Below are 18,465 nucleotides of genomic sequence, written 5' to 3'. Positions count from 1 at the left end.
GGCGCAATGGGGCAGCAACCGGAAATACAAGATATATATCCTTTATCTTTTATGCAGGAGGGCATGCTTTTTCATTCTCTGTTGGATCATGACTCAAGAGCCTACTTCGAACAAGCGGTGTTTACGATCAGCGGACAGCTTGACCGGGAACGATTCCAAAAAAGTATAGATGCTGTTTTTGAACGATACGATATTTTCCGTACGACATTTATTCATAAGAATGTGGCGAAGCCCCGCCAAGTCGTGTTGAAAAACAGGCCGAGCCGCGTTCAGTTTCATGATATTTCTCATTTGGACGAGAAGGCACAAGATAAATATGCCGACCGATTCAGAAAAGAAGATAAAGATAAAGGCTTTGATTTGCAATCAGACCCTCTCATGAGAGTCTCCATTTTGAAAAAAGCGCCTGAACGCTATGTTTGTATATGGAGCCATCATCATATCGTCATGGACGGCTGGTGCTTCGGAATTGTCATGAAGGAATTTCTGATGATCTATCAATCTCTCGGAGACGGACGGCTCCCGTCTCTCGAGCCTGTTCAGCCATATGGAAAGTATATTAAATGGCTCATGAAGCAGGATCGTAAAGAAGCCGAGATTTTTTGGAAAACGAGACTTGCCGACCTTGAGCAATCGGCGTCTCTTCCGAAAAAATCTGCAGAACCAAATGGCGAACTTGAGCAGGCGGTTTTCACCATTTCTGAAGAGCAGACAAATGAGCTGAAGAACATTGCGGCAAGGGCGGGAGCAACGCTGAATACAGTGTTCCAGGCACTGTGGGGCCTGTTGCTGCAGCGTGTCAGCCGCTGTGATGACGCCGTTTTCGGTTCTGTCGTTTCCGGCCGGCCGTCGGATCTCGCAGGCGTGGAAAAAATGGTGGGCCTGTTTATTAATACGATTCCCGTGCGGGTGAAAAGCGGTTCATTTTCTTTTCTGGAGCTCGTCAGGCATTTGCAGCAGGAGACGCTGCAAGCAGAAGCGTACAGCTATTATCCGCTGTATGACATTCAGGCGCAAAGCCCTTTGAAGCAAGCGCTGTTTGACCACATTATCGTGTTTGAAAATGTGCCGGCCCAGCGTGAAATTGAAAATGTGAGTCAGGCAGGTTCATTTGATTTTGCGGTAGAAGATTTCACGATGGAGGAAGTCACAAACTACGGATGCAGCATAAAGGTGATTCCGGGAAATTCTCTTTATATCCGCTTAAACTTTGATACCGGTATATACGATCGTGTTTTTATGAAGAATATTGAAACATTTTTACGGCATATGATGAAGTCAGTCATTTCCGACCCTGAAATGAGCGCCTCCGAGATCGCATTGCTTGATGCGTGTGAAGCCAGAAATATGCTGGATGCGTTTAACCGTACAGAAACGGTTGAACCGCCGGCTCCGACGCTTCACGGGCTGTTTACCCGCCGTGCCGCGCTTTCGCCGCATCGTCCGGCGCTCCGTTTTCCGGGCGGTATGCTGACGTACGCCGAGCTTGACCAGTACACAGACAGGCTCGCCGTTCGGCTCCGACAAAAAGGCGTCCGCAAAGAAAGCATGGTCGGCGTGCTCGCTGAACGCTCGCCGGAGATGGTGGTTTCTGTGCTTGCCGTGTTAAAAGCGGGCGGCGCCTACGTGCCGCTTGACCCGGAGTATCCTGAGGACAGGCTGCGCTATATGCTCGATGACTGCGGCGCTTGTCTCCTGCTTGCACAGCCGGGGTTATCCGTTTCCGGTTTTTCCGGAGAAACGCTAGAAGTGTCTCTTTCTGCTCTGACAAGTGAGGCGGAGACAGGGGCTGTCTCTGACGAAGCGGATGCTGATTCGCTCGCTTATATCATTTATACGTCCGGTTCGACGGGAACACCGAAGGGAGTGGCTGTTGAACACCGTCAGGCCGCCGCCTTTTTATCAGGGATGCAAGGGCAGTTCCCGTTGACGGAAGAGGATATTATCGTGCTGAAATCATCCTTTTCTTTCGACGCTTCCATCTGGCAATTGTTTTGGTGGACGATGTCAGGCGCCTCCGTGTATCTGCTTCCGGCCGGCTGGGAGAAAGATCCTGTGCGGATGATTGAAGCGTTTGCCTCAGAAAAGGTGACGACCGCGCATTTTATTCCGGCAATGGTCAACAGCTTTTTAGACGCGCTGGAAACGGAGCCTGAGGAAACAAGAACACGCCTCGGCAGAACACTGACACGCGTGTTTGCCGGAGGCGAAGCTCTTTCCCCGCTTACGGCTGCCCGGTTTGCAGATCTGTTGCCGGAGACGATGCTTATTCACGGCTATGGACCGACAGAAGCGACGGTTGATGCGGCGTTTTACGTCTGTGACCGAAAACGGGACAGCGGACGGACAAGGCTTCCGATCGGAAAACCCGTTCCGGGTGCCCGTCTGTATGTATTAGATAGCGGAGGAACCATCCAGCCTGCGGGCGTGGCAGGAGAGCTGTACATCGCGGGGACCGGGGTGGCCCGGGGCTATCTGAACCGGCCTGAGCTGACGGAGGAGCGTTTTCTCAATGATCCGTTTTACCCGGGAGAACGCATGTATCAGACGGGTGATATCGCACGCTGGACAGAAGATGGCCTTGTCGAATGGCTCGGACGTTCAGACGGACAGGTGAAAGTCCGCGGCTACCGGATTGAACCGGGAGAGATCGAAGCGGCGATCCGGCGCATCGACGGCATTCGTGAGGCAGCAGTCACCGCCCGGAACGAACACGGCGAAACCGCGCTTTACGCCTATATCGAAGGACGGGAAAGCGATGACGTGCGGGCGGAGCTTGCGACACGCCTTCCGGCCTACATGATGCCGGCTCAGTTTATAGAGATGAGCGAATGGCCGGTCACGCCGAGCGGAAAACTTGACCGCCGCGCGTTGCCGGCTCCCGGCGGAGCGGCAGACAGACAGGCGTACACCGCCCCGCGGAACGTCACGGAAATGAAGCTTTGCGCCCTTTGGGAAGAGGTGCTGAAAAACGGCCCCGTCGGCATCCGGGATCACTTTTTTGAGCGGGGCGGCCATTCGTTAAAAGCGACGGCTCTCGTCTCCCGCATCGCCAAAGAGTTCGGTGTTCAGGTGCCGTTACAGGACATCTTCGCCCGGCCGACGGTGGAAGAGCTCGCTTCGGTTATTCAGGACTTGGAAGAAAGCCCGTATGAAGCGATTCAGCCTGCGCAAACACAGGACACCTATCCGGTGTCTTCGGCGCAGAAACGGATGTATGTGCTCCAACAGCTTGAAGACGGCGGTGTCGGCTACAATATGCCGGCTGTGCTGGAACTGACGGGCCCGCTTGACCGCGGCCGGCTGGAGGAGACGTTCCGGCAGCTTGTGGAGCGGCATGAGTCGCTCAGAACGTCCTTTGAAACGGGGCCTGACGGCGAACCGGTGCAGCGCATCCATGACAGCGTGCCGTTTCAGCTGGATGAGGCCGAGTCAGCTGACGCATTCGTCCGGCCGTTTTGTCTGGAAGAAGCGCCGCTCTTCCGTGCGGCTCTCGTGAAAGAATCGGACGAACGTCATCTTTTATTAACGGATATGCATCATATTATTTCTGACGGTGTGTCCGTCAACACCTTGATAAAAGAATTCGGCGAGCTGTACGCAGGCCGTTCGCTTGCGCCGATGCGCCTTCAATATAAAGACTATGCCGTCTGGCAGCGGTCGTTTCAGGAGAAAGAAGGGTACCAGAAGCAGGAAGCCTATTGGCTGAAGCGGCTTGAAGGAGAGCTTCCGGTGCTTGAGCTTCCGGCTGACAAGGCCCGTCCGGCTGTCAGAAGCTTTGCGGGCGGCAGCGTATCGTGCACGCTTGACGCTGAAACGGCATCCGGCCTTCACCGCATCGCCCGGGATCACGGCTCCACTTTGTATATGGTGCTTCTCGCCGCGTACAATACGTTACTCGCGAGATTGAGCGGGCAGGAAGACATCATCGTCGGCTCGCCGATTGCCGGGCGTCCGCACAAAGACCTTGAGCCGATTCTCGGCATGTTCGTCAACACGCTCGCCATCAGAACGGAGCCGAAAGGAGACAAACGGTTCACCGATTACTTGGCGGAAGTCCGCCAGGCGGCGCTTGAGGCGTATGAGCATCAGGACTACCCGTTTGAAGAGCTGGTGGAACGGCTCGGTGTGCAGCGGGACACAAGCCGCAATCCGCTGTTTGACGTTATGTTTGTGCTCCAAAATATGGAGCGTGAATCCCTGGTGTTAAATAAGCTGCATTTGGCTCAAGCTGCGGATACAAGTCATAAAACCGCAAAGTTTGATGCCACGCTTTACGCGTCAGAAGGGTCTGACGGTTCCATCAGCTTTGATTTTGAATTCAATACAGATATCTATCAAAAACAGACAATTGAAAAATGGCTTTCTTATTTTACTCGTATTCTTACAAAAGTAATTGAAAACCAAGCGATACCGCTTGGTGACATTCACGTACTGGATAATGCTGAAACAAATCGCGTCATTTATCAGTTTAATCAGACGAAAAGCGATTACCCAAGACACGAAACCATCAGCCGTTTATTTGAGCGGCAGGCAAAAGAAACCCCCGATGCCCGGGCAGTTGTATATGATGGACAAATCTTGACATACCGTGAGCTGAACGAACGGGCTAACAGAATAGCGGCGGCTCTCCGATCAAATGGCGTCGGTCTGGAAAGCGTTGTCGCCTTATTAACCGGCCGCACAACAGAGCTTGCCTCCGGAATCCTCGGAATATTAAAAGCGGGAGGCGCCTACTTGCCTATTGGTGACGATGTGCCGCGGGAACGGGCTGAATGGATGCTTAAAGACTGTAAAGCTGATATTCTTCTCCAATCTGATAAACTTGACGGTCTGCCGCTTTCAGGAAAACGTTTATTCATAGAGGATATTCAAACAAAGGCCGGCTTGAGTTCAGAAAATCCCGAACCGCTCGGCGGACCTGAATCGTTGGCCTACATGATTTATACGTCCGGATCAACAGGTGCGCCAAAAGGCGTCATGATTGAACAGCGAAGCGTGATCCGCCTTGTGAAAAACAGCAATTATATTGATTTTACGCCGGAAGACAGACTATTGTTTACTTCATCATTAGGATTTGACGTTACGACATTTGAAATATTCGGACCGCTTTTAAACGGCGCTTCTTTATATGTAAGTGACCAGGAAACCTATCTCGACTCGGATGTTCTGGAAACATTTATACAGCAAAACGGCATTACGACACTGTGGCTGACATCGTCTCTGTTCAACCATTTATCAGAACAAAATGAACACGTGTTTTCCGGATTATCCCGATTGATTATCGGCGGGGAAGCACTGTCCCCAAGCCATGTAAACCGGGTTCGGAATGCGCTTCCGCATCTCTCAGTATGGAATGGATACGGACCGACTGAAAACACGACGTTCTCGACTTGCTTTTTGATTGAACAATCATACGATCATTCAATCCCGATCGGCCGCCCTGTCGGAAATTCAACCGCATATATCATAAACAGCAGGGGAACACCGCAGCCGATCGGCGTCATCGGCGAATTGTGCACGGGCGGAGACGGTGTGGCAAGAGGATATTTCGGCCGCCCTGAGCTGACGGAAGAAAAATTTGTCCCTAATCCTTTTGTTCCCGGAGAACGGATGTACCGCACCGGAGATTTAGCCCGCTGGCTGCCGGACGGAACGATCGAATATGCCGGGCGGATGGATGATCAAGTGAAAATCCGCGGTTATCGGGTGGAGCTGGGAGAGATTGAAGCCGCACTGAGGAGCCTGGACGGCGTGAAAGAAGCTGCCGTGTCAGTCAGAACCGGGCAGTCCGGCAATAAAGAACTGATCGCATATATGAGTCTGCAGGCGGACATGGATACAGAAAAAGTGCGTTCTTCACTGTCTAAGCAACTGCCGAATTACATGGTTCCGGCCTATATGATGGAACTTGAGAAGCTGCCGCTTACGCCGAACGGTAAATTGGATCGGAAAAATCTGCCCGAACCGGAGCTCGCGCTTCAAACCGCGTACACAGCTCCCCGCAATGAGCTCGAAGAACAGCTTTCCGTGATCTGGCAGGAAGTGCTCGGCGCAAAACAAGTCGGGATTGAGGACTCATTTTTTGAATTGGGCGGCGACTCAATCAAAGCGCTGCAAGTTTCCGCACGGCTCGGACGCTATGGGTGGAAAATGACGGCGAGTGACTTATTCCGGCATCCGTCCATTAAGGAGCTCGCGCCTCTTATCCGGAAAGCGGAAAGAGTTATCGATCAGCGGCCGGTGGAAGGAAACATTCCTTGGACACCCGTTCAGCAGTGGTTTTTATCACAGCGGATGGAAAACAGAAATCATTTCAATCAGTCCGTCATGATGTTCAGCTCTGACGCATTGCATAAACAGCCGCTCAAAGAAGCCTTGCAGCATCTTGTCATTCATCATGATGCACTCCGGATCACCGTCAGTGCAGAAAACGAAAGTTTCAGACAAACCAATCACGGTATTCAAAAAGATGAACTGTACAGCTTGGACATTTGGGATCTGTCTGAGACAGATACTTGGGAAAAAGAAATAGAAAGTGAAGTCGCTGCGCTCCAACAGCGGATGGATATTGAAAAAGGCCCGTTATTAAAAGCCGGCTGGTTCAAAACCCGGTCCGGGGATTATTTATTCATCACCGTACATCACCTGGCGGTTGACGGAGTGTCATGGCGTATTTTGCTGGAGGATTTATCTGCCGCTTACACTCAAGCCGTAAAAGGTCAGCCGGTCCAGCTTCCGCCAAAGACCGATTCGTTTAAGCAATACGCTGAAAGGCTTTCAGAATACGCAAAAAGCAGCAAGCTGATGCGTGAAGAAGAATATTGGCGTTTTATTGAAGAAGAAACAGCCGCCGAACTTCCTTATGAAAAACCGCAGCATCAGACGGGAGCCGACAGCATTCGGCAAACGGTAAGCTTTACGCTTACAGAAGAAGAAACGTCCGTTTTGCTTCAGCAGGTCAACCGGGCCTACCATACCGATACGCAAGATATTCTTCTGACTGCCGCAGCTTTGGCTTTACGGGACTGGACAGGGGGCGGCAGACTGCGCATCGCGATGGAAGGGCACGGGAGAGAGCACATCATGCCGGAGCTTGACATCAGCCGCACCGTAGGCTGGTTTACCTCCATGTATCCGGTGCTCATTGACTTGAACACAGCAGGCGCTGAGCTTGGAACGGCGGTAAAAACGGTCAAAGACACACTCGGAAGAATACCGGATAAAGGAATAGGCTACGGCATTTTAAAATACATGACACCGCCTGAACAAAAAACAATCCGCTTCAGACAAGCGCCTGAAATCAGCTTTAACTATTTAGGGCAATTCAATGATACAGAAGATCAGCACACGTTCAGTCTGTCCGGTCTTGCAAGCGGGCACGACATCACGCCGACATGGCAGCGGGAACAAGCGGTGGAAATGAGCGCGATGGCCGCACAAAACAAACTTCACTTCAGTTTGAGCTATCCGCCGAGCCGCTTCCGCAAAGAAACGATGGAACAGCTGCTGCAAACTTTACAGCAATATTTGCGTGATATTATGGCGCACTGCACCGGCAAAGAGGAAGCAGAAAAAACCGTTAGTGATTTTAGCAGCAAAACGTTAACATCTGATGATTTGGACAGCATAGCGAGTTTTGTCGAGGAACTGTAGAAAAAGGCGACGGGGAGATTATAACATGACAAAAAAGAATGCAATTCAGGATATTTATCCGCTGTCTTATATGCAGGAAGGAATGCTTTTTCATTCCCTCCTGCAAAAGGAATCACAGGCTTACGCCGAGCAGGCCTCCTTTTCAATAACGGGGAAGGTTGACACCCGCGTGTTTGAAGAGAGCGTTCATGCCCTTTTCGAAAGACATGATATTTTCAGAACGATCTTTATCAGCCAGAACGTGTCAGTGCCGCAGCAGGTCGTATTAAAAGAGCGGAACGTCAGCATCATTGAGGAAAATCTAACCAATTTAAACAAGGCTGATCAAATCAAGCATATTGAAGAAGCCAAACGAAGAGACCGTAAGAAAGGGTTTCATCTGCAAAAAGACATGCTGATGCGGGTGACGCTGCTTCAAACCGGTGAATGTGAATATACGTGCATATGGAGTTTCCATCACATCATTATGGATGGCTGGTGTCTCGGAATCGTGCTGAAAGAGTTCTTCCAGATATACGCCTCGCGGCTCCGCCGGACACCGTTAACGCTTGAGCCCGCTGTGCCGTACGGGACCTACATCAAGTGGCTGATGGAGCAAGATAAAGAAAAAGCCGCTTCGTACTGGGAGCGATACCTTGAAGGCTTTGAGCAGCAGACTGTTCTGCCGAAGCAGAAAAAAGCCGGCGAAAGCAGACAAGAGGAAGTGACGTTTTCCTTTTCAAAAGAGGACACGGCTAAGCTGAAAGAGCTGGCCGTAAAAGAAGAGGTCACGCTGAGCACCATTTTCCACACGCTCTGGGGCATTTTGCTCCAGGCGTATAACCAGACAGAAGATGCGGTTTTTGGTTCTGTCATTTCCGGAAGGCCGTCTGAAATCGAATGCATCGAGCGAATGATCGGCCTGTTTATTAATACCGTGCCTGTCCGGATCAGCGGGGCAAACATCCCGTTTCAAAAGCTGATCAAAAACGTGCAAAAGGACGCTTTGAAAGGACAGGCATACAGCTATCACCCGCTTTATGACATACAGGCGAATTCACAGGTAAAACAAGGCTTAATTGATCATATTCTCGTGTTTGAGAATTATCCGGTTGAACAAGAGCTTGATGTGCTGAACAGCAAGGGGGACACAAAAGACCTTTTTCACATCCATGATTTCAGCATGGAAGACGAAACCAACTACAGTTTTTACCTGATGGTGGCGCCGGGTGACGAGATTCATTTGAAAATGAGATACGATTCAAGCGTGTATGACCGCCAATTTATTGAAAATATCAAAGGCCATTTGGCACATATCGTCTCCCAAGTTCTCGACAAACCGGACATCACGCCGGACAAGCTTGAAATCATAACCCCGGAGGAAAAAGCGCAGCTGCTTGCACCGATTTCTGAAGAGACCGAAAAGCCTGAATATGACACGGTTCATGCGATGTTTGAACGGCAGGCCGCAAAAACGCCGGATCAAATCGCGATTCGGTATGAAGGTGAGTCAGTGACGTACAAAGAGCTGAACGAATCGGCTAATAAGCTGGCCCGCCTGCTGCAAAAGCGCGGATTAAAGCGGGAGGAACCGGTAGGCGTCATGCTCGGCCGTTCCCCTTCTTTAGCGGCGGCTGTTCTCGGTATTTTAAAAGCGGGCGGCGCCTTTGTCCCGATAGATCCGGGCAGTCCAAAGGAGCGTATCCGATATGTCATTGAAAACAGCGGCTGCGTCCATGTTGTAACAGAGCGGCATCAGTCAGTCCCCGCGGAACAAACGCTGCAGGTTACATATATAGAAGAGGCCGGGACGGAAGCGGACGGAAGCAATGTGCAATCCATTAATACGGCAGACGACCTCCTTTATATGATTTATACATCGGGAACGACAGGGAAACCGAAGGGTGTGCTGCTCGAACATAAAAATATGGCCAACCTGCTTTCTCACCAATTGACGAACACAGACATTGATTTTTGCACAAATGTGCTGCAGTACGCATCTGTGGCGTTTGACGTCTGCTATCAGGAGTTATTTTCAGTACTCTTGAGCGGCGGCACCCTTTGTATCGTGCCGGAATCAATCAAACGGGATGTTTCTCAGCTGTTTTCGTTTATTGATCAGCACAACACGGAAGTTGTGTTTTTCCCGACTGCGTTTGTCAAAATGCTTTTCAATGAAGAAGGTTATGCACAGTCTTTTCCCCGCTGTGTGAAGCATGTCATTACGGCCGGGGAGCAGCTGACCGTTTCGCGTTTGTTCAGGCAGACGCTCCGTTTACACGGTATGCATCTGCATAATCATTACGGCCCGTCAGAAACTCATGTGGTTTCAACGTATACGATTTCTGCGGGAGATGACATACCTGAACATCCGCCGATCGGGAAACCGATCCATCATAACAAGATGTATATTTTCAGCAAAAATAGGCAGCTTCAGCCTCTCGGAATTGCGGGAGAATTGTATATTTCCGGGGCGAATACAGGAAGAGGCTATGTGAACAATCCGGCGCTGACCGAAGAGAAATTTTTGCCGGATCCGTTCAGAACGGACGCCGTCATGTACCGGACCGGAGATTTGGCAAGACTGCGTGCGGACGGCCAAATTGAATACATCGGCCGGACAGATGATCAAGTGAAGATCAGAGGGTACCGGATTGAACCGAAGGAAATTGAAACCGTCCTGGCAAATCATCATGCCGTGAAAGAAGCTGCTGTTCTGATTCAAACGAATGAGTCCGGCGAAAATGAATTATGCGCCTACTGCAGCGTCTCACAAGCGACTGATCCTTCTCAGCTGCGAAGTGATTTGGCGAAAGAGCTGCCTGATTATATGATTCCGGTCAAATGGGCTTTTGTTGACTCAATTCCGCTCACTGCGAACGGAAAAGTCGATCAGCGGGCCCTTCCGGAAGCTTCGGCGTACGCAGCGGGCCGTCAATATACAGCTCCCCGGAATGTGACGGAGCTGAAGCTTACCCGCATATGGGAAGAAGTGCTTCAAAGCGGCCCGATCGGCGTTCACGATCACTTTTTCGAGCTTGGCGGCCATTCATTAAAGGCGACGGCACTCGTTGCAAAAATAGCTAAAGAGTGCAGTGTGCAAATCCCGCTGAGCGATGTCTTCAGCCATCCGACTGTAGAAGAACTCGCCAAAATCATCAGTGAAGCAGAAGAGAACCCGTTCGCATCCATAGAAAAGACAGAAATGAAAGAAACATATCCTGTCTCATCCGCCCAAAAACGGATGTACGTCCTTCACCAGCTTGAAAATGGCGGTGTCAGCTATAACATTCCAGCCGTTTTAGAGGTGAAGGGGCCGTTTGACCGAGACAGGATGGAAGCCGTGTTCAAGGAACTGATCCGGCGGCATGAACCGCTCAGAACGTCCTTTGAAGAAAAAAACGGCCTGCCTGTGCAGAGGATTCATGATGACGTGCCGTTTGCATTTACAAAAGAACAATCAGCCGAAGCGTTTATCCGGCCGTTCGATCTCGGCAAAGCGCCCCTTTTCCGGGCGGGATTTGTCCAAATAGAAAAAGACCGGCATCTGCTTTTAGCTGACATGCATCATATTATTTCAGACGGCGTATCCGTCAATCTTTTGATACGTGAATTCAGTGAGCTGTATGCTGAGAGAAGTCTGCCGCCGTTACGGATTCAATACAAAGATTATGCCGTCTGGCAGCAATCATTTATGGCGGGCGCCGCATATCGGAAACAAGAGGAGTACTGGCTGAACCGGCTTGCCGGTGAGATTCCCGTGCTTGAATTGCCGGCTGATAAGCCGCGTCCCCCGGTGCGGAGCTTTTCCGGTGACCGGGTGTCATTTGTCATCAATGAAAAACATACAGCACAGTTGAAAAAGCTGGCGAAAGAAAACAAATGCACACTGTATATGACGCTGCTCGGTGTGTACACGGTTCTGTTAGCCCGTTTAAGCGGACAGGAAGATATGATCGTCGGGTCTCCGATTGCAGGAAGGCCTCATGCCGACCTTGACGCCGTTCTGGGCATGTTTGTCAATACGCTTGCTTTCAGGACGCGTCCCGACGGAAGCATGACATTCAAAGAATATTTAAAGGAAATTCGCCAAACAGCGCTTGAGGCTTACGAACATCAGGATTACCCGTTAGAAGAGCTCGTCGATAAGCTCGGTGTGCCGCGGGACATGTCCCGAAATCCGCTGTTTGACACAACATTTGCGCTGCAAAATATGGAACAGCAGAAGCTTAGGGCAGCCGGACTTGAACTGCAGCCGGCAGACGTCAGCCTGCCGATTTCTAAATTTGACTTATCGCTGTACATCTCTGAAAACGCCGGTGAATTGTACTGCCAGTTTGAATACAGCACCGATTTGTTTAAGAGAAAAACGATTCAAAAATGGGCGGGATTTTTTACGACACTTGCCGAAAACGCCGCGGCTGATCCGGGCTTGGAATTAGACGATATTTCTGTCTTGACAGAAAAAGAAGAAGTGTCTCTGCTTCAAGATTTCAGTCCCTTGCAGAAAACAGCGTTTCCGCTTCATCAGCCTCTTCATGATCTGCTGGAACAGCAGGCGGAAAAAACGCCGGACCGTCCGGCAATTTTAACTGATGACATTTCGATTACGTATCAGGAACTGAACGAAAGGGCAAACGAGCTTGCGCATCAGCTGATCAAGCGCGGGATAAGGCTGGAGGATAAAACCGCCATTATGGGCCGGCGTTCTCCTGACATGCTGATCGGCATTTACGCTGTCTTAAAAGCAGGCGGTGCATATCTGCCGATTGATCCGGATTACCCGGAAGAGCGGATTCGCTTTTTACTGAAAGACAGCGGCGTGAAATTCTTACTGGCAGAACCAGAACTTTCCGCACCAGATCTTTTTGAGGGAGAAACGATCTCTCTGAAAAGCGGACAAACAGGAAACCCTGAAGCTGCGGCCAACCCTAACGTTCCGGTAAAACCTGATTCATTGGCTTATATCATCTATACATCCGGTTCTACGGGACGCCCAAAAGGCGTGCAGGTTGAACATCGGTCAGCCGTAAACTTTTTATACTCACTGCAAACGCGTTATGGATTAAGTGATTCTGACATCATTTTGCATAAAACATCATACTCTTTCGACGCTTCGATTTGGGAGCTGTTTTGGTGGCCGATCGCGGGAGCTTCTGTTTTCCTCCTTCCGCAAGGCGGCGAGAAAGACCCTGAAATGATACTGAACGCATTGGAGAATAACCGCATAACGGCGGCTCATTTTGTGCCATCCATGCTTCATGCTTTCTTGGAATATATAAATTCCAGAAAACAGCCGATCAAAAAAACCTGCTTAAAAAGGGTTTTTGCCGGCGGCGAACAATTGGGCCCGCACCTGGTTTCCCGTTTTTATGACCTTCTGCCGGGAACGGAATTGACAAATTCCTACGGTCCGACGGAAGCGACAGTAGAAGCGGCGTACTTTGATTTGCCGCAAGGAAAAGAATTTCACAATGTTCCGATCGGCATTTCCGGGCATAACATGCGGCTGTATATTTTAAATCAAAAGAAACGGCTTCTGCCGCCGGGCTGTATCGGAGAGCTGTACATCGCGGGGACAGGGGTGGCCCGGGGCTATCTGAACCGGCCTGAGCTGACGGAGGAGCGTTTTCTCGATGATCCGTTTTATCCGGGAGAGCGCATGTATCAGACGGGCGATATCGCACGCTGGACAGAAGAGGGCCTAGTCGAATGGCTCGGCCGTTCAGACGGACAGGTGAAAGTCCGCGGCTACCGGATTGAACCGGGAGAAATCGAAGCGGCGATCCGGCGCATCGACGGCATTCGTGAGGCGGCGGTCACCGCCCTGACCGAACACGGCGAAACCGCGCTTTACGCCTATATTGAAGGACGGGAAAGCGATGACGTGCGGGCGGAGCTTGCGACACGCCTTCCGGCTTACATGATGCCGGCTCAGTTCATAAAGATGACTGAATGGCCGGTCACACCGAGCGGAAAGCTTGACCGCCGGGCACTGCCGGCTCCCGGCGGAGCGGCAGACAGACGGGCGTACACCGCCCCGCGGAACGTCACGGAAATGAAGCTTTGCGCCCTTTGGGAAGAGGTGCTGAAAAACGGCCCCGTCGGCATCCGGGATCACTTTTTTGAGCGGGGCGGCCATTCGTTAAAAGCGACGGCTCTCGTCTCCCGCATCGCCAAAGAGTTCGGTGTTCAGGTGCCGTTACAGGACATCTTCGCCCGGCCGACGGTGGAAGAGCTCGCTTCGGTTATTCAGGACTTGGAAGAGAGCCCGTATGAAGCGATTCAGCCTGCGCAAACACAGGACACCTATCCGGTGTCTTCGGCGCAGAAACGGATGTATGTGCTCCAACAGCTTGAAGACGGCGGTGTCGGCTACAATATGCCGGCTGTGCTGGAACTGACGGGCCCGCTTGACCGCATCCGGCTGGAGGAGACGTTCCGGGAGCTTGTGGAGCGGCATGAGTCGCTCAGAACGTCCTTTGAAACGGGGCCTGACGGCGAACCGGTGCAGCGCATCCATGACAGCGTACCGTTTCAGCTGGATGAGGCCGAGTCAGCTGACGCATTCGTCCGGCCGTTTTGTCTGGAGAAAGCGCCGCTCTTCCGTGCGGCTCTCGTGAAAGAATCAGACGAACGCCATCTATTATTAACGGATATGCATCATATTATTTCTGACGGTGTGTCCGTCAACACCTTGATAAAAGAATTCGGCGAGCTGTACGCAGGCCGTTCGCTTGCGCCGATGCGCCTTCAATATAAAGACTATGCCGTCTGGCAGCGGTCGTTTCAGGAGAAAGAAGGGTACCAGAAGCAGGAAGCCTATTGGCTGAAGCGGCTTGAAGGAGAGCTTCCGGTGCTTGAGCTTCCGGCTGACAAGGCCCGTCCGGCTGTCAGAAGCTTTGCGGGCGGCAGCGTATCGTGCACGCTTGACGCTGAAACGGCATCCGGCCTTCACCGCATCGCCCGGGATCACGGCTCCACTTTGTATATGGTGCTTCTCGCCGCGTACAATACGTTACTCGCGAGATTGAGCGGGCAGGAAGACATCATCGTCGGCTCGCCGATTGCCGGGCGTCCGCACAAAGACCTTGAACCGATTCTCGGCATGTTCGTCAACACGCTGGCCATCAGAACGGAGCCGAAAGGAGACAAACGGTTCACCGATTACTTGGCGGAAGTCCGCCAGGCCGCGCTTGAAGCGTATGAGCATCAGGACTACCCGTTTGAAGAGCTGGTGGAGCGGCTCGGTGTGCAGCGGGACACAAGCCGCAATCCGCTGTTTGACGCCATGCTTGTCGTCCAGAATATAGAGCATGAGGAACTGCTGTTGGACGGTTTGCATATTCAGCCTGCGGACGTGTCCCGTCCGGTTTCCAAATTTGATGTCACTCTGCAGGCTTCTGAAGGCAAAGGACAGATTCATTTTCTGTTTGAATATGCGGCGTCTTTATTCCGGAGAGAAACAATGCAACGCTGGGCTTCCCACTTTATGACGATGCTTGAACACATTGTCCGTGAACCGGAAACTTCTTTACAAGCGATCAGCATGCTGACTGCTCCGGAACGGAACCGGATTCTTTCGGACTTTAACGGCATGACGGATCAACAGCTGCCTGAAAAAACAGTTCATGAACTGTTCATCACCCAGGCGCGAAAAACACCTGATGCCGCGGCCCTTATCAGTGGGGAAACATTGATCACATACAAAGAATTAGATGAATGGTCGAATAAAATCGCCAGAGCCCTGCAAAAACGGCAGATCGGACCTGATGCAGCCGTCGGCATTGTGATACCAAGATCGCCGGAACAAGTAGCGGCAGTCTTCGGGGTTTGGAAAGCCGGAGGAGCCTACGTCCCGATAGATCCTGAATATCCGGAGGAACGCAAGCAATATATCATCTCAGACAGCGGCACAGCGCTTCTCCTTACCGCACACGGTGCGATAGAACAAGTGCCTGATCGTTTTAACGGTGAAGTGCTCGCACTGGAGGATATCCAAGAACAGGATGCTTCGCCGGTCCAGTCATTATCAGCACCGGAAGATTTGGCTTACATCATTTATACATCGGGAACGACAGGCAGGCCGAAAGGGGTTATGGTCGAACATCGATCCGTCAGCCAAACCCTTCAATGGCGAAGCGGATTTTATGATCTGAATGAGAAAGATACGATTCTTCAGCTCTTTTCATTTTCATTTGACGGGTTTGTAACAAGCATGTTCACACCGCTGATTTCCGGTGCGAAAGCGGCCGTTTTAGCCGAAGATGAAGCAAGAGATATTCTTGCTATTAAACACTATCTTGCATCTTACCGCATCACTCACATGATCATTGTTCCCGTACTGTACCGTACACTGCTTGACGTACTGGAGCCGGGGGATGCAGAGTCTCTCAGAATTGTCACATTAGCCGGAGAAGCTGTCGACCAAAACATTATCAGCCGCAGTTTATCAGTTTGTCCACACACGGAGCTTGCCAATGAGTACGGCCCGACGGAAAACAGCGTCGCCACTACAGCGGCAAGACATATAGAACAAAGTGAGAACATTACGATCGGCCGTCCGATTGAGCATTCACACGTTTATATTTTAAACGGAGATCATCCGCAGCCGATCGGTGTAACGGGAGAACTTTGCATCTCGGGTTCCGGTCTTGCAAGAGGGTACCGCAATCTTCCTAAGCAAACGGCTCAAGCCTTTGTCCTAGACCCGTTCCGGAAGAACCGGCGCATGTACCGCACGGGCGACCTGGCAAAATGGCTGCCGGACGGCACGCTGCAATATATCGGCCGAATAGACGAGCAAGTCAAAATCAGAGGCTACCGGGTGGAACTGAAAGAAATTGAATCCGCCTTAACAGGCATAAAAGGTGTCAAAGAAGCAGCCGTCACCGCTCATACCGTATCAGCAGGCCAAACGGAACTATGCGCTTATATCGTGACAGAAGAAGGAACAGAAAGTGAAACCGTGCAGCAGGCGCTCAGAAATGAAATGCCCGCTTATATGGTGCCGGCGTTCTTTGAAACACTTGAAGCACTGCCTGTCACACCGAACGGGAAGCTTGACCGCCGCGCGCTTCCTGAGCCGCGGAAAAAAGCGCACACCGGACAGGCATTTACCGAGCCTGAAAGCGACATGGAAAAAGAGCTGTCCGCGATTTGGAGCGAAGTGCTCGGAACTGAAAACATTGCCGCGGATCAATCATTTTTTGAACTGGGCGGCGATTCCATCAAAGCCCTGCAAGTATCAGCCCGATTACATCAGGCAGGAAAACAGATCGCCGTAAAAGATATTTTCAGCCGGCCGACAATTAGGGAGCTGGCGCCTTATGTCCGTACAGAGCGGCAGCCGGTCAGCCAAGCTCCTGCAGAAGGAGAAGTGAAGTGGTCGCCGATTCACAAATGGTTCTTCACACAAGACATGAAGGAAGCAAATCATTTTAACCAGTCCGTCATGCTGACGAGAGCAAATTCAATAGATGAAGAGGCTCTGAGGAAAACGTTAAAAGCCATTACCGTACATCATGATGCCTTGCGCCTTGTCTGCATAAAAGACGAAGAGAAAGGTCTTCTCCTCTTCAACAGACCGGCTGACCTCGCAGATGAACAGCTTTACAGCCTGACCATATTAGAAATGGAAGGCGATGAGCATGAGAAGGAACGTTTTGTAAAACGCCGCGTCGCAGAGCTTCAGAGAAACATGGATTTAGAGAACGGGCCGCTGGTACAGGCGGGGCTGTTCCGCTCTGAAGCAGAAGATTACTTGTTTCTGACGGTCCATCATCTCGCTGTCGACGGGATATCATGGCGGATTTTATTGGAAGACTTGGCTTCTGCTTATGAACAGGCCATCTCTGGACAGGAAATCAAACTCCCTCCGAAAACCATGTCATTCAAAACATATACGGAGCAGCTGGCCGATTATGCCGAAAACAGACAGCTTCTTCAGCAGGCGGAGTATTGGCGGGAGATTGAACACTATGAAACAGAAAGTCTTCCTTACGAACAGGCAGATTTATCTCAAACTCCTGCAAAAAAACGGAACACGGTATCCTTCACTCTGACAGAAAGTGAAACGGACGCCCTGTTGAAAGATGTGCACAGCGCCTACAATACGGATACGCAAGATGTGCTTTTGGCTTCCGCCGTGCTTGCCATTCAAAAGTGGTCGCCGCGGCACGCTTTGAAAATCGCCCTTGAAGGACACGGACGCCAATCGGAGCAGGCAGGTGCGGACATCAGCAGGACAGTGGGGTGGTTCACTTCCATTTACCCGGTGCTTTTCCGGAGCGGAGCTTATGAACCTCTTGAAGAATATGAAATTCGCACATTGAAAACCGTCAAAGACACATTGCGGCGCATTCCGGATAAAGGGAACGGATACGGCGTCCTCAAATATTTAACACCGCCGAAGCTTGCCGGGATGACTTTCGGGAAAGCACCGGAGATCAGCTTTAATTATCTCGGACAATTCGATGCGCCCGGCGGGAACCCGGCAGAAACGGAACAGCCTGACGCGTTTCAGTTTTCTCCTTTGGGAGGCGGAGATGATGTGACAGATACATGGAAACGGGAGCAGTCACTTGAAATCAGCGCGATTGCGGCAAAAGGCCGGATGACCGTCAGCATTTCCTATGAAACGGAGCGCTTCCGGCAAGATACGATCGAACGGCTGTCCGAAAGCTGCCGATATTATCTCCTGAAACTGTCGGAACACTGCCTCGGCAAAACCGATACGGAGAAGACCGTCAGTGACTTTGATGATCGGGAGCTGACTGAGGAAGCATTGCAGGATATTGCCGACTTACTCAGCTTCCACTAAACCGAGCG

At 51.3% G+C, this 18,465-nt stretch carries 2 protein-coding genes; both read left to right on the top strand.

Features of this window, described 5'->3' with window-relative positions; genetic code table 11:
* Positions 1 to 6: 6 nt before the first annotated feature.
* Positions 7 to 7,656: an amino acid adenylation domain-containing protein gene (locus JNUCC21_RS09790; RefSeq protein ID WP_369878791.1), complete on the top strand. Its 7,650-nt coding sequence runs from the start codon at positions 7 to 9 to the stop codon at positions 7,654 to 7,656.
* 25 nt (positions 7,657 to 7,681) lie between these two features.
* Entirely contained in the window at positions 7,682 to 18,457 is a 10,776-nt protein-coding gene (locus tag JNUCC21_RS09785) for an amino acid adenylation domain-containing protein (RefSeq protein WP_369878790.1), read from the top strand.
* Positions 18,458 to 18,465: the final 8 nt, after the last annotated feature.

Source organism: Bacillus sp. JNUCC-21, from assembly GCF_041222765.1.
GTDB classification, from domain to species: domain Bacteria; phylum Bacillota; class Bacilli; order Bacillales; family Bacillaceae; genus Bacillus; species Bacillus velezensis.
Note: the sequence above shows the minus strand (reverse complement) of the source record. Positions and strands in the feature narration are given on the sequence as shown.